Genomic DNA, 24,319 nt, shown 5'->3' on the forward strand with positions numbered 1-24,319 from the left:
TATAGAGGAGCAAATAAAAATTTATATTGAGAACAATTTGGGTATAAAGAACCGAATTAGTCTAATTAAATTTACTACTGCGTACTTTTTTGCATTCAAAAAACACCTTCGATTTAGTAGTATTTTGACTATACCAACTCGAAGGTGTTTGCTGTTATTTCATGTTAGATTCATCATTAATAGCAATCTTTGAAACCATTTATTATTTTTTCAATTCATTCACATGAAATTGGATGTGTTCTTCTATAAATGTTGCGATGGTAAAGTAACTATGATCGTAGCCTTTTTCCAATTTATAAACTACCGGCTTATTTCCTATAGCATTTAAAAATTCTTTTTCTTGCAATTGCACATCGTAAAAATTATCAGCTGTACCTTGCGTGATTAAGATAGGAGGAACTTTATCTATTTGCTCAATCAAACTTGTTGAATCCCATTCTTGCCATGAAGATTCATCTGAACCTAAATAAGCTGTGAATGCTTTTTTACCCCAGGGTACTTGAGTAGGATTCAAAATTGGGGCAAAGGCTGAAATGGAAGCAAAGCGATCCGTTTCTTTCAAACCCATCATGATTGCTCCATGTCCTCCCATTGAATGTCCCATGATACTTTCTTTTCCCGAAAAATGTGGAATCAGACTATAAACTATTTGGGGCAATTCTTCTGTTAAATACGTGTACATTTGATAATTTTTAGCCCAAGGATCTTGTGTTGCATTTAGGTAGAAGCTTGCGCCTTTCCCTAAATCCCATCCTTCATCATCCGGTACCTTATCTCCTCTTGGAGAGGTATCTGGAATGATCACGGCTACTGTCTGATCTGCAGCAGCTTTTTGAAAGCCGCTTTTTTGACTAAAATTATCATCTGTACAAGTCAATCCTGATAACCACCAGATTAGGGATAGTTCCTTTTCTTCAAATAAGGGCGGCAAGTAAAGGCTAAACATCATTTCACAATTTAACACTTTGGAAAAATGACGGTATTTGCGTTGCTCTCCTTGAAAAGAGAGATGCATTTCAAGTTGTTCGACAACCATTTAATCACTCCTCATACGTTAAAATAGTGCGAATTGATTCACCTTTGTGCAATAAATCAAACGCTTCGTTAATATCTTTGAATGCTAAGTGATGCGTAATAAACGAATCTAAATCAATTTCACCATCCATAAAATCTTGAACCATTCCTGGCAACTCCGTGCGTCCTTTTACTCCGCCAAATGCTGATCCGCGCCATACACGACCCGTTACTAATTGGAACGGACGTGTGTGAATTTCTTTACCAGCACCAGCAACACCAATAATAATACTTTCACCCCATCCTTTGTGACAGGCTTCAAGTGCTGATTTCATTACTTCTACGTTACCAATACATTCAAAACTGTAATCTACGCCACCATTTGTCATTTCTACAATAACTTCTTGGATTGGTCGATCATAATCAGCGGGATTAACAAAATCAGTTGCTCCCATTTTTTTAGCTAATTCCCATTTATCAGGATTTAAATCGACAGCAATAATACGTTTTGCATTTGCTTTTTTTAGTCCTTGAATAACTGCTAAGCCAATTGCTCCTAATCCAAATACTGCTGTGACAGCATCTTCTTCGACTTTTGCCGTATGCTTAACAGCTCCAAGACCAGTAGTGACCCCACAACCAAACAAACAAACTTTGTCTAAAGGTGCATCTTCATCCACTTTTACTAAATTGATTTCATTGACTACCGTATATTCACTAAAGGTGCTCGTTCCCATGTAATGGTAGATAGGTTCTCCATTATATGAAAATCTAGTCGTTCCGTCAGGCATTAAACCTTTTCCTTGAGTCTCACGAACCGCACTACATAAATTGGTTTTACCAGAAAGACAGAACTCACATTTCCCACATTCTGGTGTATATAAAGGAATCACATGATCCCCTGATTTTACAGAAGTTACTCCTTCACCCACGGATACAACTACGCCTGCCCCTTCATGTCCTAAAACAGCTGGAAAAATTCCTTCTGGATCTTCTCCTGATAACGTAAATGCATCTGTATGACAAACAGATGTGTATAAAATTTTGACTAACACTTCGTTTTCTTTGGGTTCTTCTACATCAATTTCAACGATTTTAAGTGGCTCATTCGGGCCAAATGCGACTGCTGCTTTACTTTTCATACTTTTCCTTCTTTCTTTTAAAACTATTCTTTCTAGTATACCCATTGTATTGTACAATGATCAAGAAGTTAATACTGATATTTTTGTCACTATGAATTTTCAAACTAATTATTGAGAAAGAAGTTGATTATGTTGATCACGTATAAAGATAAAGAATTTTATACAAGTAAAGATTTAGCTCTCTCCGTTATTGGTGGGCGCTGGAAAATTGCGATTATCTGGGCATTACTGCATAAATCTCCCTTACGTCTGAGTGAGTTTCAGAGACAGTTTCCAGATATCAACCAAAGAACATTGATTCGGCAATTAAGAGAACTGGAAGAAGATAACATCATTCACCGAACCATTTATCCGGTAGTCCCTCCAAAAGTTGATTATGTATTAACCGATATTGGTTTAAGCCTAGAACCAGTTGTAACGGCTATTTGTGATTGGGGAGATCTTTTTCAGCAGTCATTAAACTCGAATTAAGCTAGTATTTTGAACCTATAATCTCAAATAAAGCTTTTTTTTGATAATACTTCCAAAAATTGTCTATTCTTTTCAGTTTATAAACTTACACACGATAACTCGTATCATACACTTTTCATCTGATTAACGATTATCAAATTTTTTATTGAAGTACATGCTAAAATATTACTTAATCAACCATACTAGCAAAGGAGGTAAATCTATATGGATAATGAAAAATTACCTGCTCCACCAATTAATGACTTTCCAGAATATAACGAAGATACTCAAGATTATTTGTGGCCAGTTATCGTAAAGTATTATGGAAAACCAGATATTGAATTTTCTGCCTCAAAATCAGAGATAATACAGGCATTTCACTTATTAGATAGCTTATTTGAGGACGATTCAAATGAACCTATAACAATAGGTAATCGTACCTTTGAGCTGAAAAATTTAGATTATATGCAGTTTGAAGGTCGAACTTATGATTTTGCTTAATAATTAAATTATACGGTTGCTTTTAGTTATTCATTTTACAAAACTTAATGTCTACTAAATATACGCTAGCTTTTTTTGTTAACGCCGATTGTAAAATTAAGCTAGACAAATAAAAAAGCCATTCGTGGTACACTCAAAATGTATTTCCGACCAAAGAAAACATAGGAGTGATCACGAATGACCTACACCCATCTTACCACTGAAGAACTTGTAATGATAGAAGCTTATTTCCATCAAAAAATTTCTGTTTTGAAAATTGCCACCTACATTGGCCGTTCACGTCAGACGATTCATAACGTAGTTACTTTCCTAAGGAAAGGTTACACGGCTCTTGATTACTTTAAACAATACAAAGAAAATAAGAAGCGCTGCGGTAGACATCCTATTACCTTACCCAATGACCAACAAGAATATATTCAAAAGATGGTTGCTCAAGGATGGACTCCAGATGTGATTATTGGTCGTGCAGAAAGGTTCATCGCTTGTTCCTCACGCACCTTGTACCGACAGTTCAAACAAGGGCTCTTTGATCAAACAACTCTTCCTATGAAAGGAAAACGTAAACCAAACGGTCATAAAGAAAAACGAGGGAAACAAGCTTTCAAAAGAAATATATCTGAAAGATTAACGGATTATCCTCAATTTGAAGACGAGTTTGGTCATCTAGAAGGAGACACTATTGTTGGCATTCATCATAAAAGTGCTGTAATCACATTGGTTGAACGGATTTCAAAAGCCATTATTACTTTGAAGCCCAATGGGCGTAAAGCACAAGATGTTGAAGAAGCTATAAACAACTGGTTCCAATGTATTCCAAGAAATCTCTTCAAATCCATTACGTTTGATTGTGGAAAAGAGTTTTCCAACTGGAAAACCATTAGTAATCTAAATGATGTTGCTATTTACTTTGCTGATCCAGGAACTCCATCCCAGCGAGCTTTAAACGAGCATTCTAATGGACTGCTTCGAAAAGACGGTTTACCGAAAGAAATGGATTTTAACCAAGTTGATCAATCTTTTGTCTCTGCAGTCGCTTCAGTAAGAAATCAGATCCCAAGAAAATCTTTACAGTATCTGACACCGTTAGAAGTATTTTTAAATTACATTAATGAGTGGGAACTGTCTAACTTAATTTGACAAACGAAATAATAAAATAAGTTGATTTCGATAGCTAATGTTTAATTAGGGTTGACCAATAACATAATACCTAAGAGTATAACAACGACAAAGACATAGCGTTCAAATTTATAACTTGGGATTCGCCCATGGATAAATGTTCCTACTAACATGGCTATTCCAATTGCCGGAAGAGAAAATCCATATAATACAAATAGTTCTTTAGACCAAAACCCTCCCATAAACTGGCCAATAATAATTAATGAACTAGACACCAAAAAATGAGCTTGTAGTGTCTTTCTAAATATTTCTGGTTTCCAATCACGCAATGTACCATAAACAACAATTGGTACACCGTTCATATTATAAGCACTTCCAAACATCCCAGCAGCAAAACCAAACGGGATAGACCAAATAGGTTTATTCAACCACAGACGTGATTTTGATTGAAATAATTTTGGTTTAATTAATGAATAAATGCCATAAACTACTAGAAAAATTCCTAATCCATAAGTAATTACTGCGTTAGGCGCAAACTTAACCAATGCTAAACCAACAGGAATTCCCAACAACGTTGAGATAGAAAGTACTTTTAAGACAGGTCGATCAATATTTTTCCAACCTGAGAGAACCGTTAACACCGCCACAGTGAAACCGACTAAACCAATTAACGAAATAGAGGTAGACAAACTAATTGGTAGCAAAGCTAATAAGGGCATACCAATAATGGAGTCCCCAAAACCAAATACTGCACGCATTAATGAACCTAGAAAAACAATACCTATTACCAGTAAAATAAGCGTAACACTCATTACAAAAAAACTCCTTTTTCAAAGCACTCTTTTAACCTTATTTCTAATGTATCAGATACACATTATTTTACAAGGTTAAGACTTATATCCAATTTTTTTATTTTATAATACATTGATTTCATCTAATTTTATGTATGTGTTACACTAAAAAGAAAGAAACAGAGAGGAGATTCCCAATATGGACTCGGCTTTAGAAATTGCACGCATCTTGCTGCCTATTTTAATAGTGGGTGGAATCGCAGTCTTTGTAGTTATGAGAATGAAATCCAAACATACTAGAGGTACGCTAGGTAAGAAAAAATCAAAAAGTGCTCAAAGTTTATTAGATAGTTTAATACCGTTTGGAATGATACTTGGTTGTATTGTTGCTATACTTATTAGCATAATTTTCTCAATTCCCTTACTATCTACGATAAGTTTGGGATCTGCAGTAGGCTTGTTATTTGGATACTTTGCTTATGAAATTTATGACAAAATGGATGAAAATTAGTCATTACTTTGAATAAAATACAATCACTATGGCAATGACTGTAATCCATCTATCTAAGCTACTAAAAGTGTTATTAGTTCTATCTTTATATTTCACTAGAAAAACTATATTATTAAGTATCGATTTAATTATACAGAAAAGAGGAACTTACTTGATTACATTAAAATCACAACGCGAAATTGATGCTATGGATGAATCTGGAACAGTATTAGCGAACATGCATATCGCTTTACGCGATTTTATCAAACCTGGCATAACGAGCTGGGATATTGAAGAATTCGCTCATAAATTCATCTTGGATAATGATGCAACACCTGAACAAATTGGATTTGAAGGATACGAATATGCAACATGTATTAGTATAAATGATGAGATTTGCCATGGTTTTCCAAGAAAAGAAGTCCTCAAAAATGGAGATTTGATCAAAGTTGATACTGTCATTAATTTGAAAGGTGCTTTATCAGATTCTTGTTGGAGTTACGTAGTTGGAGAATCAAATCCTGAGAAAGATCATTTAATGGAAGTTACTCTAAAAGCTATGTATAAAGGTATTGAACAGGCAAAAGTTGGAAACCGGATAGGCGATATTGGTCACGCGATTCAAAGTTACGTTGAAAGCGAAAATTTATCAGTCGTTCGAGACTTTTTAGGCCATGGCGTTGGACCAACATTACATGAATCTCCTGACGTTCCTGCCTATGGACAACCAGGTAAAGGACTACGCTTAAAAGAAGGCATGGTTATCACTGTTGAGCCCATGGTAAACACTGGATCATGGAAATCAAAAATGGATGCTAATGGATGGACTGCTCGAACAAAAGACGGTGGTTTAAGTTGCCAGTTCGAACATACATTGGTCATTACAAAAGATGGTCCACGTATTTTAACTTCTCAAACAGATCAATAGAAAAAAAGATGTGCCCCAGGAAGTTATAGGGCACATCTTTTTTAGTCATTAATGATTTTATAGTTAATTGTTTTTTTATAAATACAATCCGATAAACATAGCAGACAATATAGGAACAACAAATCCACCAAACATTCCTCTTAAGGCTAGTTTAGATAAATCATTTTTTCTAGTTGGTGCGAACACGGATAATCCTGTTACACAGATTGCAATACTAGAGAATGCTCCAAAACTACCAATGGCCACAGATATCATTGCTACAGCTCTTTCTGATAATTCAGACATCATAGGAGCAAAATCAGCATAAGCGACAAATTCATTAATTGATAATTTGGTCCCTAACAGCTGTCCAGCTAACCTAGCCTCAGTACCGCTTAACCCCATCAACCAACCAATTGGCATGAAAATGTAGCCTAAAACTCCTGTAAAACTGGTTCCTACTAGTCCTAAAATACTATTCAATAAGGCCACAATAGAAATACCTGCAATCAAACTCGCTCCGATTCCTAATACCATTTGTAACCCATTATTGATTCCTTCAGCCATGGCAGAAAAAACAGAGGTATTTGAGCCTTTACGATCTAACGTTACATCTGTTACTCTGCTGATTTCCGTCTCAGGTGTTAAAATTTTAGCTACTAGCAATGATCCAAACGGTACTAAAGCCGTTGTAATCAATAACCATTTCATTGGAATACCTAATAAATTATATCCAACTAAGATAGAAGCCGACATAGATCCCATTCCTGCAACTAAGACTGTCATTAATTCTGATTTTGTCATATCAGGCAAATATTTGGCTACTAAGAAAGGTGCTTCTGTCTGCCCCAACAACATATTCGCTACAGCAACAAAAGATTCTGCTTTTTCAGTGCCTAATAATTTCCCAACTGCTCCACCAATGATTTTAACGACCCAACCGACTATACCTAAGTAGCCAAGAATCCCTGTCAAAGCGGATAGAAAGATAATGACACCTAATACATCAATAAAGAAATAGCCTTTTCCAAATAAATCGCCAAATACAAAGGCTAGTCCTTCATTCGCAAAACTGAATAGTTTTGTTACTCCTGCAGCAAGTTGTTCAATGATCCAGCTGCCTACAGGAACTTTAATTAAGAATAACGCCAACACTAACTGAGCGGCTAGTGCAACTCCAACCGTTCGTTTATTGATTGCTTTTTTATTGTCTGATAATAAAAATAATATTCCTAATATGACTATAATACCTAAAACAGTTACTACTTTATTCATTAATTCTACTCTCCATTTCAGCTAACTTTTCTTTTACTAATTTCACCACAAAGTCTGCATCTTCACTATTATTGACCACGTCAATTCTATCAATATTAATCACTAAAACATCAGATGCTTTATAGTGATCAGTGACCCAGTTATCATAACCTTGCCAAAGAGCTTTGTAATAGTCCATTAACCCTTGATCTTGTTCAAAGTCTCTTCCTCGCAAGCCGATTCGATAAAGTATCGTTTCGAAGGACCCTTGTAAATAAACCATTAGATCAGGTGCTTTTTTTGGTAGTTCTTGTAATTCTTCCATCATGTTGTTTAATAATTTTTCATAAATACTAAACTCTGAAGCTGAGATACGTCCTAACTCTGTATTTACTTTGGCAAAATACCAATCTTCATAAATTGAGCGATCCAACACATTATTCTTGTTGTGTAAAGCTTCTTTAATACTTTTAAAACGACTACTTAAAAAATCTAATTGCAATAAAAACGGGTATCGTTTTAAATGCTGTTCCTCTTCACTTGCTGTGTAAAATAAAGGCAATATTTCATTGTCATCTACATTCTCATAGAATACCTCACTGTTTAAAGATTTTCCTAACAGTTCAGCTACACTTGTTTTTCCTGCTCCAATCATTCCACCAATTACTAAAATTGCCATCTGCCCCTCTCCTCATTGCATGGAAAAAGAGTAGCGTAATTCAGCTACTCTTTTTCCATGTCATTACTAGTTGTTATCTTAGTAGTTTCTAGAAAACGTATTGCTTAATTTTTTATTGCAGCTTTTATGTAACTATTTATTGCTTAACCATCGATTAGCTCCTTAGCTATAATACTATGATATGAAAATTATATCAACCTGAAATTATACCATATGTGCTAATTACGAAAAAATAAACACCATATATTGTGGTTGCGCATTCAAAACATCCTATAGACTAAAAAATAGACAAGCCTTAGGAATTTTCCTACTGACTTGTCTATTCTATTTTACTTCTTAACTAACTAGGTTAAGGCATGGTTGGTATACTGCCTGTATCTCCTTCACTTGGTTTTTGCATGTCGCCATTTGGTTGCATGTTCTTGTCACCAGGCTGTTGCATTCCGCCCCCCATTTGTCCTGTTGTAGTGCCCACTGTTGTTGATACTGATTCAATTGGAACTTCAAAAATTTCATCATTAATGGATAAAGTGTATGTTTCATCTACTGCTAAATCAGCAGAGCTGAACTGTACAGAAGTGAAACTTTTATCTGCTGTCCATGATAAGAGAACTGTACCGTCTGCATCGCTTAATTCAATTTTGCTACCTGCTTCATAAGTTGTTTCAAATCCATAAAAAACACTTACTTGACTAGAACTGTCTGCAAAAGTTACTGCCATTCCAGAGCTTCCAGCAGCCATTAACGTTCCACCAGTTATCACAGCCTCTCCATTTGAATCAATTGTTCCATTACCATCATTTTCTGGTCCGCTAACGGTCGTCACCCCTCCAGAAATTTCAATCGTTCCGTTTGAATCTAATCCATCACCACTGCTGTTCACTGTCAATGTACCACCAGAAATGACCAATGTATTTTCACTGTTGCTGCCAGATTCACCCGGTCCGGCTGCTTGTTCAGTTGATGTTGAATTCCCACCAGATACATTTACTCCGTCATCACTAGCTACAACGCTTATTTCTCCATTACTGATTGTAATCGCCTTACCCTCGATTCCTTCATAGCTTTCTGTAATAGCAACATTCGAACCACTTAATTGCAAATCATTATCAGCATGCAAGCCATCGTCTCCGGCAATTAATGTGAGCGATCCTCCTGCAAGTGTCAGATTTCCATCAGTATGCACTGTATCATCAGCCGCATCAATTGCAATCGTGCCATCATTAATAATCAACTCGCCGGCTGCTTTCAATCCTTTGGTACTGGTTGAACTGATCTCATCGCTATCCGCATTTTCTTCTTCATCTGCTGCTTGAGCAAAGAAATCCATCCCTTCTTGTGTTTTTGCTACTGCATTGGCACTCCCGCCACCTGCTGTAATGTCAAATGTTCCGCCATCAATTTGAAGTAGCGTTTCAGCTTGAATACCGTCTTGCTCTGCATCAATAGTAAAGTTACCTCCGGCTATATAGACAAAACCTTTGCCTTCTTCATCTGCATTATCGGACTGAATACTATCTGTTCCGGTTTCAAGAGTAAACGTTCCATCTTTGATTTTCACTGCATCTTTTCCTGAAAGTCCTTGGCCTGCTGCAGTAATATTATACGTACCACTTACGACGATTAATTCATCTTTTGATACGATTCCGTGATTCGTATTCGCATGTATCGTTAAACTACCAGAGCCGTTAAATGCCAAATCAGCTTTACTAAAAATTGTTCCATCAATACTAGTCGCATCGGCATCCGTATCAAGTGTTGCTGTACTTCCAGCTTTATCAGTCAATGTATTTTCTGATCCTTCTGCCAATGTCACAAAGACTTTATCAGCTTCTTCGATCAATAAAGGAGCACTTGTTGAGGAGGTAATATCTACTCCGTCAAAGATCAAATGAACTTCTTCAGTATTCGGGGCCGTTACTTTGATTTGACCATCTGAAAGAGTTCCGCTGATCAAATATGTTCCACCAGTTGTAATTGTAACAACATTACCATCAACCGTTGCTCCTTCTCCGCTGCTTGTGTTCTGATTGTCAGCCAATTGGATAGTAGTAGAATCAGCCTCGTCATATCCGACTTCAAGATCATCGGAACTAAATTCTAAATCATAATCTACTGTACTTTCTACAGTGCCAGACTTAGTTGCTGTAGCAGAATCTGCACTTTGACTAGTGCCAGAAGCGGTTGATTGGCATCCGGCTAACATCACCAAAACAGCTAGTGATAAAAATGGTGTGATCTTCGTCTTTTTTTTCATTAGAGTTCTTCCTTTCCAGCTAACGAGCGTCCACAGATAATTTCTAAATTTCCATTTCTGCAACGCAATGCGTCGATAAATTGTTTTTCCTGATTTTGATCTTTCAATTCAATCGTATATTCAATCCGAAACAAACTTCCCATATTGGTCGTCTTCACTCTTATCATCTGATAATTAGACAAGAATTGTTCGAAGATATCATCAAAAACAGCACTATAATCTAGATTTTCTGGAATTGTTATTTTTAATAACCGAACCCGTTCACCCATTTCGCCAAAGCTGGAAAGATTTAATCCAACCATTGCGCCACAAATAATCACAGCAAATACTACAGCAAATCCAATATACCCCATTCCGGTTGCCAGCCCAACGGCCATTGCCAGAAAGATGCTGCTGATTTCCTTAGCTGAACCTGGTACAGAACGGAAACGAACTAAACTAAATGCCCCCATTACTGCAACACCGGCTCCAACATTTCCATTGACCAGCATGATCACCATTTGTACCATAGCTGGTAATAGAAATAGAGTCATGACGAAACCTTTAGAAAATTGATTTCTATACATATAGGTCCATGCTATAAATCCTCCTAAAACCAAACTTGACACCGTACAAAGTAGAAAACTCGTGATTGAAAACGCAGATGTACTTTCCATATATAAACTATTAAACAACTCACTCATGCACTATAAACCTCTCTTTCTCTTGCTTCCATTATTGGTTCTTCTTGTTTTTTCAAATAATCTTTATACCCATTTGCATATTTCGAAAATTTTGCTGGGTAAATTTGTTGCTCGGATAAGATACGAGCAAGCCATACAGGCATTGCCCCACAAATTTTTATTTCCATCAATAAGTGATTTTCCGGTAAAATCGGCTCTCCATAAGATCCAGATGACAAAGAAAGATCATGAGTGCGGTATAAAATTTCTTGATCAAATGTAATCCGAACATCGTTATCCAATTTCCCAATATAAGCTAGTCTTTTATAAGACAAATACATGGCTGGTTTTAAGTCTGGATAAAAAGAAAGAACTGACTCAAATTCATGTACCTTTTGATCATTGCTGATCGATTCCAGCTCATTTTGATGAGCTAAAAATCTTTCAGCATTTTTCAATTGCATCTTTGTTCTTCTTTTATAGACGATTCCATCAAATTTTTTCTTGATTTCCACATAGACTGAATCTTTTTTAGTTGGAATACCATAACTACGCAATCGAACTTTTTCTTTGTAGAGCGGTTTACTCATTGAGTGGCGTATCAAGTACCAACTTGGGGTATCATAGTAAATATTTGTAATCAAATGCTTGCCGTATTGATCCAGTTCCATATACGGTCTAAGCTCTATAAGCAATTTATTCCATTGATCATACGTAATTAAATACTTTGTTTCCTTTCGTTCAAAAACACTTTGATAGTTAGCCATATTTATTACCTCCTTACTCGATGGATACAATATAAAACTTGAACCTTAATTGAACCTTAAGTCTAAAATTTTAAAAGCAGATCTGTATGTCAGAAGCAACGCTAAGGCAACTAAAGAAATTCGTCTGCTTTTCATGACAAAGATCTTAAAAAACACTGAATCGATGACATAAAAAGAAGAATGGCCCAATTTTCTTGAAGAAAATTGGGCCATTCTTTATTAAAGTTAGAACTGATACTTTTTATTGTGTCAGTCTCCTTTTATTCGTATTCCTGATCGACAGACAAGCAGGCTGACATAATAAATCAGCTTACAACATGTTTTCCTGACTCTGATGCTTCTTCTGTCAGGTTCTGTCAACTCCTTCAGTCAAACACTTCCCATCTGTTTTAATGACTTCTTTGAACCATTCATAACTTTTCTTCGGAACTCTCTTCATGTCTTTCAGATCATGGTTATCACGGTTCACATACACTACTCCATAACGTTTACGCATGTCTCCTTGTGAACTCAAAATATCAATCAAGCCCCATCCAAGATAGCCCATTACTTCTACTCCGTCGATGTACATAGCGTCATACATGGCTAATAAATGTTTCTTATGATAATCGATGCGATAGTCATCTTCTATTAGATTCGTTCCATCCCACTCTTCTTTCACTCCAATACCATTTTCAATTGGAAAGACGGGTAACTGATAGCGCTGGTACAATTTGTTTAACACATCTCGGAATCCAAGTGGATCAATCTGCCAGTTCCATTCCGTAGTATCTAAATGCGGATTGTCTAATCTACCGTAATCCATATACTCATTTGGAATGGTTCCCGCTGGAATCTTTTCAGCACTGATGGTTGACGAAGCATAATAACTAAAACTTATAAAATCATTCTTCTGATTTTGAATTGTTTCTAATTCTCCAGATAATATGTTCATATCAATTTCATTGTTCTTCACAAACTGCATCATTTCTTTTGAATACGTTCCTTTTGTATAAGCGTCAAGTAACGTATAGTTTACAAATTCATCCCATTTTCTAGCTGCTAGAATATCTCCAGGTTTGCAAGTAGCTGGATAAACTTCACTGTAAGCTAACATTCCACCAATCTGAGCGTCCGTTGTTTCGTGAAGATAATTGGCAATTTCAGCATGAGCCACCATGACATTGTGTAAAATTTGATATAATTCGTTTGCCGTCTTTTCTCCCTGTAAATATCCACTGATTCTAAATGCTTCTGGTACATGATAGAGATTCTGCTCATTGAATACGATCCAGTACTTCACTTTATCCGCATAACGATCGACCATTTCTTTTCCGTATCTGACGAAGGCATTCAGTACTTCTTTTGAAACTAACCCATTATACTCTTCTGCTAAATACAAAGGCATGTCAAAATGATACAGACAGATCATCGGTTCGATGCCTCTTTCAATTAGTCCATCAATGAATCGATCATAATAAGCAATGCCTTCTTCATTCACTTCACCGTTACCGTTTTCAATCACTCGTGACCAAGAAATCTGGAACCGATACATATTCATGCCTAAGTCCTTGATGTGATCTAGATCTTGTTCAAACTGATGGTAATTATCATTCGCAAATTTCCAATCACTTGCATGTTCTGTTGCTTCTCTTACATCATAAACAGATGGGCTCTTACCACCTTCGTCCCATCCTCCCTCAGTTTGCATGCTTGATACTGAGTTACCCCAGAAAAATTTAGTCATCGTCTAGTCTCCTCGTTTTAGATTTAAAATGTAATCGGTTTATACTCATACTCTAGCAAAGTTTTATTTTTATGTAAAGACCAGAATATATTACAACACGAATCATGTAAAGCCTTTCATTTGCAAAGTATTTTCTAAAAGATAGAAGCGATTATTTGGTCTGTCTGGTCATACTATGAACGGCACTTTTTTATCGAAAATGACGAAATAAAGATACCTAAACTGGACAAAGAAAAGACAAGTCTTCTGATTTATATCAGTGACTTGCCCAAATTTTTTATTTTAATGGCATTACAACTTCAAAAGCAATGGTTTCTTCATTCAACGGGCTAGCTTTGATTTGTCCATGGTAGCTTTCAACTATAGCAGCGGCCAATGACAATCCAATGCCATATCCACCAGCAGTGTGCCTTCTTGCTTGGTCTTCCCGGTAAAAACGATCAAATAGCCGATCAAAATTTTGTGGCATTTCACTAACAGTATTGGAAACAATCAATCTGATTTTATGTTGATGACTATCTAAACGGACTTGAATGGTTCCCGGTTCTCGAACATATTTATTCGCATTGTCCATTAAAAGTGAACACAACTTGTTGATTGCCTCCATTTCTGCTTGGATAATGATATTGGGCTGGATATTTAATGAAACAGTAACATTTTTTTGTTCACCAATCAGAATGTATGGTTCGCATGTCTCACGTAAAACTTGCGAGAAATCAACGGATTCAATTTTAGGTTGATAGGTTTCTTCTTCCATCTGTGTTAACTGAAGCATGCTTTCCATTAAACCATTTAAACGGCGAATTTGTTTTCCTGTACTTTTGGTCCATTCAGTATCTCCGTTAAGCATTTTCTGAACGTCATTATTAGCTGAAATAATAGCCAGAGGCGTTTTAATTTCATGACCCATATCGGTAATAAATTGCTTTTGACGGTCAATACTTTCTTGGACAGGTTTAACAATTTTTTTTGAAAAATAGAAAACCAGCAAAAAAATAAAAGCTAAACTAATTAATCCAATCGATAATGAGTTTTGCAAGAATGTTCGCATAGTCTGTAATTCTCGTTGACTATCAACGAAGAGCAATAAAAAGGTTCCATCCTCTTTCTCTACAACTTTATAACGAAAATCATCTAGATATCCTTTTGTTTTGTTAGAAGTTAAAACTTCTTCCGCGTATATCTGGCCAGCTTCAGAATCAACCGACCGAATCCTTGTTGTATCAATTTGAATGATTTGTCGATTTGAATTAGTGATTACAGTAAAATAGCGGGTCTCAAAAGGAGTCTCTGCTGAAACCGCCTGATTTGGCGGCAAGTTTCCTGATTCTTGTTTTTTAAATTCCTCAGCAGGAAATTCTCCGCCATTTTCAGCCAAGATGCTCAATATCTCATCTGCTCGTTCTGCTGCATGAAAGTAATTTGTAACATTCAATGCTACTAAGACAACGAACATCACTAGAAAAACTACGGCCATCGTAACAAGAATAAATTTTTTCCTCAGCTTCTCTATCATTCAATAACCTCCAGCGAATAACCCACACCACGAGTGGCAACTATTTTCACGTGAACATCCAGTTCTGCTAATTTTTTTCGCAAATTACTTAAATGTACCCATATACTGTTCATTTCAATATCCGAATCCCAACCCCAGATACGTTCTATCATTTGGTCGGCTGAAAAAATTTGTTTTGGATTTTCCATTAATAATTGCAAGATTTGACATTCTTTATTTGATAACTTTATCTCGTCTTGACCATTGCTGATACGCATAATATCTTTGTTCAATTCTAAGTCTTCAAATGTTAAATTATTCGCTTGTAAGACCGTTTTCCGGCGTGTCATAGCCCGTATACGCGCTAGTAATTCTCCCATCGCAAATGGTTTGGTTAAATAATCATCTGCTCCTAGATCCAGCCCATCGATTCGATTCTCGATAGCGGACTTTGCGGTCAAGAGCAAGATTGGGGTCTGATTACCTTCACTTCGTAATTTTTCTAAAACTTCCATTCCAGAAAGTTTCGGCATCATGATATCAAGAATAATCCCATCATATTCAGCCAAAACAGCATACTCATATGCATCTTTCCCATCATGAACGCTATCGACAGTGTAGCCTTCATTTTCCAAAATCACTTGAATGGCACGAGCTAATTCTGCTTCATCCTCTGCTATCAACAACCTCATTATCCAGACCTCCTCAAACCTTCTTTTGATTAGCATATTCTACTCTGCTAAGATGCGCAAGAACATTTATTTTCAGTAAATTTTCTTAGCATCACTCTGTATCTATTCTTTTATTTACGTTCATACATACTAAAAAGGGTGTAGATAAGCTTTAATCTGATTTATTGTTTTAACGATCTGGCAACGATAACTATATCGCGGTACGATACTTTTATCTTGCTAACTATATCACACCGTGATATAGTTTAACTAACAAATACATCGAGGTGTGATATAGTAATGGATACTAAATTAAAGAAGTCTTATTTTCCAATGACTGAAACAGCATTCTATATTCTTTTATCTTTAGCTACACCTAGACACGGATATGCGATTATTGATCATGTTGAACAACTGACTAAAAAGCGAATTTCACTAGGACCAGGAACCATTTACGGAACGTTATCAAAGATGAAAAAAGATGGTTTGATCGAACCGGTAAAAGAAGAAAACAATCGAAAGATTTATCAAATCACACGATTAGGAAAAGAAATTTTAGAGATTGAGAAAGCTCGAATCAAAGAACTTTATATGAATTCTAAGGGAGGGATATAATTATGGAGAAAAAAATCTTTAAGTTTATTACAGTAGATCAATTAGAAAAAGAGCAAGAGTTTTTGCATGATATGGATTTAAAAGGTTGGCATTTTAAGTGTTACAAGAACTTAAGGTACCATTTTGAACAAACTCCTCCAGCGAATTATGTTTATCGGATCGACTACAAAGAAACACTAGAAGATCTAGATGAGTATCTAGCTATTTTTGAAGATGCAGGTTGGGAAGTGGTTTACTCTTATCCTATATTTCAAGGCAGTTGGATTTATTTTAGAAAACTTAGCACGACTGAATCTCGAGATCTTGAAATTTTTTCGGACAAGGATTCGATGGTTGATTTATTGAAAAAAGTAAGAACGCACTGGACTCGATTTGGAACAGCTATGTCACTTTTGTTGCTTTTTTTTACAATCTTAAATTTATTTGTCTCCAGGTCCCTTATTAGTGGTGTTATAACAGCTCTTTTTTTCTTTGTTATTGTAATTCTCTACGTAAAGCTTTTCATTAATCTAACTAAAAAAATCAAACAACTAGAGCAGAATTAAGATCTTTATTTGATTGTTTTTGAAGAATACGGTATCTCTTACGAGCAAATAAAATGTATTTCAGGTCGTAACCAATTGATTGCAACATATAATTCAAATTAAATATCAACCATCCTCTATCTCTTGATGATAGAATATAAGAGTAACTAAAATAGGCTAATGAAATGAGGTGCTTTACATGAACACAAATAATAGCGATAAACAAAACAGCCATCTTGATTTAACCGATCCAGATGTAAAAGAAATTTTTTCCCTCTATAAAAATCACGAGGAAGTTCCTTATATTTCACCGAAACGCAACTTGAAAGAGTGGTTAGATTTGGTGAGTATCAGTTCCGAAAGCTTAGTTCCTAAACGAAACATGATGCGGTTTAAAGAAGACATCCTTCCTGGTCATCTTATTTTGTTATGGCGTATTCAGTTCGGCACGTTTACAACTAGCAGCGGCTACCCTAAATATTTTGAATATGATTATGGCATCAATGCAGAACAAGCTCTTAAAGAAGTCATCAAAAAAGGGTACGCAAATCAGTTGTCGGCGATGGATTCTTTGCCCTACTTAAACGCTGCACAACTAAAAGCCGTCTTGAAACAATTTGGACTTAAAGGGTACTCTAAGTTGAATAAAGAAGGACTTATGGAACTAGCTCAAGCAGAGTTGACAGAAGATCAAATCAGTCCTTGTTTTACTATCAGAGGCTATAAAATCACCCAAGCTGGAACAGAGATCCTTGCTAACTATCCAGAAGTCGTTGATCGTCACCCTAAAAAGAAGTATTAATCTATTGTATAAAGAAGGCACTCTCAAACGAGAATGCCTTCTTTATACTTTATTTTTCATCTACTTCTTTTTGAACTTCTTTAACGGTCTGCTCTACTTCTGCTCGGGACATTTTTTTCTCCCCTTTTTTCATAGCTGCTAAACTTTTATGCGCAAAAGCAAGCGGCAAGCGACAAAACAGAATCGTACTTTTTTCATTAAGTGTCTCAATATAAGCATCCGCTTGTGCTAAATTCTCATCTGCATATGCAAACAATTGATCTCTTGACCAATCATCTGGAACAAAGCTGACACTACGTTCTTCTTTATCTTCTTTTTGGTTACGCAAAATGTTAACAATTTGAAGCCCACGACCAAACTCAATCGCAAGTTCTTCATTTGTTTCTTGGCCATAAGACCAGTTCCACAATTTAGAAAGGTAAACACCAACACAACCTGCAACATAGTAAGTATAGTCGTCTAAATCTTCTTTTGTATGTACTTGCCAATTTTCTTTTGCCCATTTTGCCATACCAAATGCCATTTCACTAGCTGTTTCCATCATTAATGAACGCGAACCTTCTGGACATGCTTGAATCCAATCGACTAAGCGAATAGACACTTCAGGTAATTGCTCTTTTACAGGAGCGATAATGTCGCAATACTCCTCTTGTGTAAATGGTCGTTTGAAGAGCTCGCTTAATTGCATTAAAAGATCAAATTTGGTCGTATTTTGAATACTCTCATGGTCTTCAATCTCATCTATTGCTCGTAAAACTAAGTAAGCAGATGCAACTGAATATTTTAAATCTGCTTTCAAAAAAGTAATAGGAATATAAAATGTTCGGCTAGTTTCTTTTAAAACTCGCATGGCATCTTTAGGGTATTTCTCTTTGTTCATTATTTCGCCGTCCTTTAAACTAAATTATCTCTATTATACAGAATATATCAAAAAGATTCATAATGCTACGGAACAAATTAAGAAAGAAATTAGAATTTTTTATGTTTTTATGTGTTATCCATAAAATTTTTGGATTTATCTGAATGTAATGCTACAATAACACTCTATTTATTGTTAACATTCAGTTAAATAAATTGGTTTTCTAAGGAATTTTTTTAATCTACGTATGAAGAAGTTCTCTGTATTAAAGAGTGTTATTTTACTTTATAATTCTTTCGTACTAAAATAAGGAATAAGTATACATCATAGAATAGGAGACTTCGAAATGACAGATGTGACATGGGAAGTTCTCAATATTATAGGTACAATAGCCTTTGCTATAAGTGGGGCTTTTATTGCCTTAGAAGCAAAATATGACATATTAGGAGTTTATATTTTAGGTTTTACAACGGCTTCCGGTGGAGGGCTTATCCGAAATTTGGTCATTGGGATTCCAGTTCAAAATATTTGGATGCAAAGTACTTTATTTAAGTTTGCATTCTTAACTATTACGATAGTTTTGATTCTACCGAGTATCTGGGGAGGCCTTTGGAAAAAAAGCATCGTGTTTTTTGATGCAATTGGTCTAGCCGCATTTGCTATTCAAGGCGCCAATTATGCCGTATCTATGGAAGTTCCCATAATTGCAGTCGTTCTTGCTGCTATTATGACTGGTACTGGTGGTGGAATATTACGAGATCTATTTGCTGGACGTAAACCGATGATTTTCTATTCAGAAGTTTACGCTTTATGGGCTGCCATTGCTGGTTTAATTATTGGTTTGGATTGGATAAGAGGTCCGTATGTCGTTATTATTTTATTTATTTCAATTGTCGTTTTAAGAATCTTATCAGCTTACTTTAATTGGAACCTTCCCCACTATTTCAATTTTAAAAAAGAAAGAGAATAGTTCTGTTTAAAAACATTTTATAAAGAGTATGCGAAACTAATAAACCTTTGGTAATGATGTTTAACTGTAAATTCTTAGAGTTTATACAGTATTATTAGTTTTTTATTGACAAAAACTTTCTTTCAAAAAAATATATTGACCCTAAAAAAATCAAGCTTTTTTCGGAGTAGTTCATTCTACTCCATTTTTTGTATTTTCAAATCTCTCACTGTTATTTAAGACCTTAAGGCAGATGTGTCTGCAAAGATATTTATTTATAATTCTCTATATTGACTTGGACTCACCCAGTTCAACTTTCCTTTCATTCGTTTAGTATTGTAATAGCCGATATACTGTTTTCGCCTCATTAAAACTCCGATAAACAGTTTCATAATAGTTTTCTTGTTTTAAAATACTAATTTTTTTCCATAGGGGAACTATCCAAACAGTTTCCCTTGCGAGACATGCTTTGAAAAATGCCTTGTTTTTCAAGTTTGCGGGTATCTACTTTCATTTGATAATCCCATCCTTGTACTTGAGAACAAGCTTTCATATCACATTTTTTAGTTAAAAACCGATATTTTCCATCACCTGCTACATAAAATCGAACAATTTGCATTTTAATATACAGCTGTATTTTGACATAAAAATAACCCCTAAAAGTTAGTTTTTTCTAACTTTTAGGGGTCACTATCTGGACGGGCTTTTTAATTTTTATCCTATGACTGTCTTTTTTTGAAGATTTTTTTTTTTCGTCCTTACTTCAGCGATTAAATTGCACAGGTTCCTCGAATCCGTCTACCAATGACCAAGTTTCGCTTAATTTGGTTTCTACAATTTTTTTTCCACTTCTGTAAGAGTAGCGGACCGGTACTTGTCTGCGGATGGCTTCATATTCATTCTCAGCCGGAAGAACGATAAAGTCAGCTGGCTTTCCTTCTTCAATGCCGTAACGTTCTTCAATGTGCAGCGTTTTTGCACTGTTAATCGTGATCAGATCCATGGCATTCATGATCTCTTCATAGCCTGTCAGCTGTGTCGCATGCAGCCCCATCAACAGAACTTGCAGCATATTTCCTGTTCCCAACGGGTACCACGGGTCATAAATGTCGTCATGACCGAAACAAACCGTTAAATCGGCTTCCAACAATTCTTTAACACGTGTCAAGCCTCGTCGTTTCGGATACGTATCAAATCGCCCTTGTAGGTGCATGTTGACCAACGGATTAGAAACAAAACGAATATCAGATAGTTTCAATAGGCGGAATAATTTAGAGGTATACGCGTTGTTGTATGATCCCATTGCTGTTGTATGGCTGGCAGTTGTACGTGAGCCCATTCCTCTTTCGTAAGCTTCTTTTGCAACAACTTCCACAAAACGTGACTGTTCGTCATCAATCTCATCGCAATGGATATCAACTAGACGATCATATTTTTCAGCCAGATCAAAAGCAATTTTAAGCGATTCTACGCCATATTCTCTAGTGAATTCATAGTGCGGAATGCCGCCCACTACATCAGCTCCCATTTTCAAGGCTTCTTCCATCAGTTCTTTTCCATTTGGATAAGATAAGATGCCTTCTTGCGGGAATGCAACGAGTTGGATGTCGACATAGGGTGCCATTTCTTCTTTCACTTCCAGCATAGCTTTTAAGGCCGTCAAATTGGGATCCGTAACATCCACATGTGTACGTACGTACTGGATTCCTTGAGCAATCTGCCATTGCAGGGCTTTTTTTGCACGTGTTTTAACATCTTCATGTGTTAGAAAAGCCTTGCGTTCAGACCAACGCTGGATGCCTTCGAATAATGTTCCGCTTTGATTCCATTCCGGTTCGCCTGCTGTCAAAGTTGTATCTAAATGAATATGTGGTTCAATAAACGGCGGAAGCACCAGTGAACCGTTGACATTCAAAACATCATTTATTTTTTCTACAACCTCTAGTTGCGGTTCAATACGGGTAAACATTCCGTCTTCTATCGTGATTTGCCAAAGTCCTTTTTTTCCTTTTAGAGCTGCATTTTGAATAATCATATACTCCACACTTTCATTAATTATTTTTTTCAAACCTTAATGCTGCCTTAGTTACCGGTAGTTTCATCAGTCCTGTATAAACCACAGCTGTTCCCACTAATGCGTTGAGTGGTGTGATTCCCGGTGCGAATTGGGCTAAAGCTACACCGATAGCCCAAGCTAGAAGAGCTATCCAGTTGATTGGTACAAAAGTCGCTTCTTCAAATCTGGTATAGTTGCGGTGTTTCACAAAAAAGTAATCTGCAATAATGATTGCTCCAATAGAAGGAATAGCCGCGCTCAGCAAGTTCAAAAAGCCGACAAAATTAGTGTACATCCACATAGCTAATACAGTTCCAATAATTCCATTCACAAAAACCCAGAATTTTTTAGAGATTTTCGTAATATTAGCAAATCCTAAACCAGAAGCGTAAAGTGCATTATCATTGGTTGTCCAGATATTCAAAGCCAGTACCAAAATTGCCGGTATTGTCAGCCCTTGCAAGAATAGGACTTCTGAGATATCTGAAAGCCCATAAACCATTGCCCCCACAGCTCCAAATAGGAACATCAGTGAGTTACCCAAGAAGAAAGCTGTTGAGGTAGCTGCAACAGCTGACCGCGAAGTTTTTGCAAAACGTGCAAAGTCAGCTGTCAACGTTCCGCCACTGATAAAGGATCCGATACAGATAGTCAAAGCAGCCGATATTGTTAAACTCGTTTTTGGTTCATAGTCGAATAACGCTCTCAGTCCGCCCATGGTTTCTATTGCTTCTATGGCAGAGTAGCTTCCTAAAATCGCAATCAAAGGAACCGCTATAAAGCTTAGAATCACCAGCGACTTCATCCCATAAAGAGAAGCCAGAGTGATAACCATCCCGAAGATAAAAATCAACAAGTAACTATTCCAGCCCATTTCTTTTGCAATCGGAACAGCAAACATCGCCACACCGACTCCAAACCATCCTACTTGCGTAAAGCCCAATAAGAAGGATGGTAAGTACGAACCTTTCTCACCAAACGAGTACTTTGCCAGCAAGTGGGTAGACAATCCCATTTTAGCTGCAATGTGCGCCAATGTTCCGGTATAAAGACAAAGTGCCAAGTTTCCCAACAGAATGACGAGCAAAAATTGAGAGAAAGTCAAATTTAATCCCAATTGCCCTCCTGCTAGCATACTGGCTGAAAAAAAGGTAAAACCCAGCATTACAGCCATTGTTTTTGCAAAAGAATTACGGCTCGTTTGCGGTACCGTTTGTAATGAAAACTCTGTATCGATTTTCTTCATGTTGTTCCTCCCATTTCTATGGGTACCAAAAGCACAAAAAGAGGCTGAATATCAGTTTTCCTGACATTCAGCCTCTTTCTTTAATCTAAGAGAAAAGTGTATACATATACACCTGCACACATTTCTCTTAGATTTTATCCGCTTCCTTGTCAGTCTCTCTGGACTGGTTTAAAGGTACCTGTATTTAATTAAGTTTATTATTCCAGAAAATAGTTTCTCTGTCAACTAGAAAATTCCCCACTAAGATGTCTAAATGTAATGAACTGTATACAATTAAGACAAAAGAGCAGATACGACAACCGTTCCCTACAGGAACAATGTAGTGAAAAGACTTTTAACAAAAAGATAGAGCGAGAAATGTGTGCCCCTCTTCCTTGAATAAACGAAGATGATAATTGATGCGTTAGAAGATTTGGGACTAAACGCTTTTCGTCCCTTTCGCATAGAACACTTTACTTGACATGTCTACAAGCACCTCCTATTCCTCCGAAAATTTCAACTAAGCTAGTTAACTATTCTATCAACATTAAAAATTATACAACTTTTCTTTTTCCCAGTCTGCTTTAAAGATAGAGTAAGTTGCTATATCACAAAGGTTTCCCTCGTTATCTTTTGCTCCTTCTCTTTTAATTCCCTCTAAACTCATTCCAACCTTTTTCATAACTTTTCCAGAACCTGAATTTTCAGTATGGTGACTGGCTTCTATTCTATTAAATCCAACACGCTCAAACAAAAAGTTTTTTACAGCAGTAAATGCTTCAGTCATAATTCCTTGATTCCAATAGTTCTTAGACATGCAATATCCAAACACTGCACATTCAATGTCACTATTTATATCGACGACATCGATAGTTCCTATTACTTGTTGGTTGTCTTTTAATTCTCTACACCAACGATAGCAATCCTCTTGTTCCAATTCTTTTTCCCAACTTGAGATGGCGTTTTTTGTATCTTCGATTCTTTTATGCGGCTTCCATGTTAAATATTTTGTTACTTCCTCATCACTTGCTCAGTTATGATACATATCTTCCGCATTTTCTATCGTAATCCTTTTCAAGACTAAACGATCTGTTTCTATTTGTTGTGTCCCTATGTTTTTCATATAATCATTCTCCCCCAGCATAATTTTTCTTTATACACATAATACCTGATATATTTATACTCTTCACTATTCTCATTAGAAAAATAAAGCTTTAGACTCATGATTTATGCTTGCGGCTGCAGTGAATTGAAATAGTTTGCTTACAAATGTAAAAAAAAGAGAACTGCTATATATAAGCAATTCTCTCTGGATAATATAGAAATGGGCTCTTAGTTTTTTTGAAAATAGCCAATCAGAAAACAAT

The 24,319-nt window shown here is 36.1% G+C and carries 24 protein-coding genes and 1 pseudogene; 9 read left to right on the plus strand and 16 right to left on the minus strand.

Annotated features, from left to right (window positions below):
- Positions 1 to 202: 202 nt before the first annotated feature.
- The gene (gene fghA, locus BP18_RS09675) at positions 203 to 1,036 is read right to left on the minus strand and encodes an S-formylglutathione hydrolase (RefSeq protein ID WP_029276718.1); all 834 of its coding nucleotides are present in this window, start codon (positions 1,034 to 1,036) and stop codon (positions 203 to 205) included.
- A 4-nt stretch (positions 1,037 to 1,040) separates the two neighbouring features.
- Entirely contained in the window at positions 1,041 to 2,156 is a 1,116-nt protein-coding gene (locus BP18_RS09680; protein WP_029276720.1) for an S-(hydroxymethyl)glutathione dehydrogenase/class III alcohol dehydrogenase, read from the minus strand.
- 129 nt (positions 2,157 to 2,285) lie between these two features.
- Here BP18_RS09680 and BP18_RS09685 point away from each other — a divergent pair, with 129 nt between their 5' ends.
- The 3 genes from BP18_RS09685 to BP18_RS09695 all read left to right on the plus strand — a co-directional run bounded on the left by BP18_RS09685 (position 2,286) and on the right by BP18_RS09695 (position 4,244).
- Positions 2,286 to 2,627, plus strand: a complete 342-nt coding sequence (locus BP18_RS09685) for a winged helix-turn-helix transcriptional regulator (RefSeq protein WP_007721994.1) — start codon at positions 2,286 to 2,288, stop codon at positions 2,625 to 2,627.
- A 204-nt stretch (positions 2,628 to 2,831) separates the two neighbouring features.
- Positions 2,832 to 3,107, plus strand: coding sequence for a hypothetical protein (locus tag BP18_RS09690; protein ID WP_007721996.1), 276 nt, complete (start codon positions 2,832 to 2,834; stop codon positions 3,105 to 3,107).
- Between the two features lie 177 nt (positions 3,108 to 3,284).
- Positions 3,285 to 4,244, plus strand: coding sequence for an IS30 family transposase (locus tag BP18_RS09695; RefSeq protein ID WP_035050157.1), 960 nt, complete (start codon positions 3,285 to 3,287; stop codon positions 4,242 to 4,244).
- 41 nt (positions 4,245 to 4,285) lie between these two features.
- Here BP18_RS09695 and BP18_RS09700 read toward each other — a convergent pair whose 3' ends face one another.
- Positions 4,286 to 5,035, minus strand: coding sequence for a sulfite exporter TauE/SafE family protein (locus BP18_RS09700; protein ID WP_029278219.1), 750 nt, complete (start codon positions 5,033 to 5,035; stop codon positions 4,286 to 4,288).
- A 178-nt stretch (positions 5,036 to 5,213) separates the two neighbouring features.
- On the opposite strand from BP18_RS09700, the gene BP18_RS09705 reads away from it, so the two are divergent.
- Positions 5,214 to 5,525: a hypothetical protein gene (locus BP18_RS09705; protein WP_007721999.1), complete on the plus strand. Its 312-nt coding sequence runs from the start codon at positions 5,214 to 5,216 to the stop codon at positions 5,523 to 5,525.
- A gap of 151 nt (positions 5,526 to 5,676) precedes the next feature.
- Complete coding sequence (map, locus tag BP18_RS09710; protein WP_007722001.1) at positions 5,677 to 6,432, plus strand: type I methionyl aminopeptidase; 756 nt, start codon at positions 5,677 to 5,679, stop codon at positions 6,430 to 6,432.
- 75 nt (positions 6,433 to 6,507) lie between these two features.
- Here map and BP18_RS09715 read toward each other — a convergent pair whose 3' ends face one another.
- The 8 genes from BP18_RS09715 to BP18_RS09750 all read right to left on the minus strand — a co-directional run bounded on the left by BP18_RS09715 (position 6,508) and on the right by BP18_RS09750 (position 15,943).
- A complete protein-coding gene (locus tag BP18_RS09715) occupies positions 6,508 to 7,686 on the minus strand; it encodes a NupC/NupG family nucleoside CNT transporter (protein WP_007722003.1) in 1,179 nt (392 codons plus the stop codon).
- Complete coding sequence (locus tag BP18_RS09720) at positions 7,679 to 8,344, minus strand: deoxynucleoside kinase (protein ID WP_007722006.1); 666 nt, start codon at positions 8,342 to 8,344, stop codon at positions 7,679 to 7,681. Before BP18_RS09720 ends, BP18_RS09715 begins: the two co-directional genes overlap by 8 nt.
- Before the next feature lie 349 nt (positions 8,345 to 8,693).
- On the minus strand, positions 8,694 to 10,601 hold the full coding sequence (locus BP18_RS09725) for a carbohydrate-binding domain-containing protein (RefSeq protein WP_051926206.1): 1,908 nt from the start codon (positions 10,599 to 10,601) through the stop codon (positions 8,694 to 8,696).
- The gene (locus tag BP18_RS09730; protein ID WP_029278223.1) at positions 10,601 to 11,284 is read right to left on the minus strand and encodes a DUF4956 domain-containing protein; all 684 of its coding nucleotides are present in this window, start codon (positions 11,282 to 11,284) and stop codon (positions 10,601 to 10,603) included. Before BP18_RS09730 ends, BP18_RS09725 begins: the two co-directional genes overlap by 1 nt.
- Positions 11,281 to 12,030: a polyphosphate polymerase domain-containing protein gene (locus tag BP18_RS09735; protein ID WP_007722010.1), complete on the minus strand. Its 750-nt coding sequence runs from the start codon at positions 12,028 to 12,030 to the stop codon at positions 11,281 to 11,283. The genes BP18_RS09730 and BP18_RS09735 overlap by 4 nt, the downstream gene beginning before the upstream one ends.
- A 346-nt stretch (positions 12,031 to 12,376) precedes the next feature.
- On the minus strand, positions 12,377 to 13,756 hold the full coding sequence (locus BP18_RS09740) for a glycoside hydrolase family 1 protein (protein ID WP_029278225.1): 1,380 nt from the start codon (positions 13,754 to 13,756) through the stop codon (positions 12,377 to 12,379).
- Positions 13,757 to 14,033: 277 nt separating this feature from the next.
- Positions 14,034 to 15,272 (minus strand): sensor histidine kinase, encoded by a 1,239-nt coding sequence (locus tag BP18_RS09745; RefSeq protein ID WP_029278227.1) that lies wholly within the window; start codon positions 15,270 to 15,272, stop codon positions 14,034 to 14,036.
- On the minus strand, positions 15,269 to 15,943 hold the full coding sequence (locus tag BP18_RS09750; protein WP_029278229.1) for a response regulator transcription factor: 675 nt from the start codon (positions 15,941 to 15,943) through the stop codon (positions 15,269 to 15,271). The genes BP18_RS09745 and BP18_RS09750 overlap by 4 nt, the downstream gene beginning before the upstream one ends.
- 279 nt (positions 15,944 to 16,222) lie before the next feature.
- Between BP18_RS09750 and BP18_RS09755 the strand changes: the two genes are divergently transcribed.
- The 3 genes from BP18_RS09755 to BP18_RS09765 all read left to right on the plus strand — a co-directional run bounded on the left by BP18_RS09755 (position 16,223) and on the right by BP18_RS09765 (position 17,863).
- On the plus strand, positions 16,223 to 16,537 hold the full coding sequence (locus BP18_RS09755; protein ID WP_007725073.1) for a PadR family transcriptional regulator: 315 nt from the start codon (positions 16,223 to 16,225) through the stop codon (positions 16,535 to 16,537).
- 2 nt (positions 16,538 to 16,539) lie between these two features.
- Positions 16,540 to 17,082: a DUF2812 domain-containing protein gene (locus BP18_RS09760; RefSeq protein WP_007725074.1), complete on the plus strand. Its 543-nt coding sequence runs from the start codon at positions 16,540 to 16,542 to the stop codon at positions 17,080 to 17,082.
- Between the two features lie 178 nt (positions 17,083 to 17,260).
- Complete coding sequence (locus BP18_RS09765) at positions 17,261 to 17,863, plus strand: hypothetical protein (protein ID WP_007725077.1); 603 nt, start codon at positions 17,261 to 17,263, stop codon at positions 17,861 to 17,863.
- Between the two features lie 49 nt (positions 17,864 to 17,912).
- Here BP18_RS09765 and BP18_RS09770 read toward each other — a convergent pair whose 3' ends face one another.
- Positions 17,913 to 18,743 (minus strand): squalene/phytoene synthase family protein, encoded by an 831-nt coding sequence (locus BP18_RS09770; protein WP_007725080.1) that lies wholly within the window; start codon positions 18,741 to 18,743, stop codon positions 17,913 to 17,915.
- 325 nt (positions 18,744 to 19,068) lie between these two features.
- Between BP18_RS09770 and BP18_RS09775 the strand changes: the two genes are divergently transcribed.
- Positions 19,069 to 19,692, plus strand: coding sequence for a trimeric intracellular cation channel family protein (locus BP18_RS09775; protein ID WP_081835489.1), 624 nt, complete (start codon positions 19,069 to 19,071; stop codon positions 19,690 to 19,692).
- A gap of 254 nt (positions 19,693 to 19,946) precedes the next feature.
- Here BP18_RS09775 and BP18_RS13025 read toward each other — a convergent pair whose 3' ends face one another.
- The 4 genes and pseudogenes from BP18_RS13025 to BP18_RS09795 all read right to left on the minus strand — a co-directional run.
- Entirely contained in the window at positions 19,947 to 20,063 is a 117-nt protein-coding gene (locus tag BP18_RS13025) for an IS3 family transposase (RefSeq protein ID WP_155860443.1), read from the minus strand.
- A gap of 371 nt (positions 20,064 to 20,434) precedes the next feature.
- Positions 20,435 to 21,706 carry a cytosine deaminase gene (locus tag BP18_RS09785; RefSeq protein WP_029278233.1) on the minus strand — a complete coding sequence of 424 codons (1,272 nt, stop codon included), beginning with the start codon at positions 21,704 to 21,706 and terminating at the stop codon, positions 20,435 to 20,437.
- A gap of 16 nt (positions 21,707 to 21,722) precedes the next feature.
- A complete protein-coding gene (gene codB, locus BP18_RS09790) occupies positions 21,723 to 22,973 on the minus strand; it encodes a cytosine permease (RefSeq protein ID WP_007725089.1) in 1,251 nt (416 codons plus the stop codon).
- Positions 22,974 to 23,499: 526 nt separating this feature from the next.
- Positions 23,500 to 23,967, minus strand: a pseudogene (locus tag BP18_RS09795) (GNAT family N-acetyltransferase); the annotation flags it as partial.
- Between the last annotated feature and the right edge of the window lie 352 nt (positions 23,968 to 24,319).

Source organism: Carnobacterium jeotgali MS3 (assembly GCF_000745125.1).
GTDB classification, from domain to species: domain Bacteria; phylum Bacillota; class Bacilli; order Lactobacillales; family Carnobacteriaceae; genus Carnobacterium_B; species Carnobacterium_B jeotgali.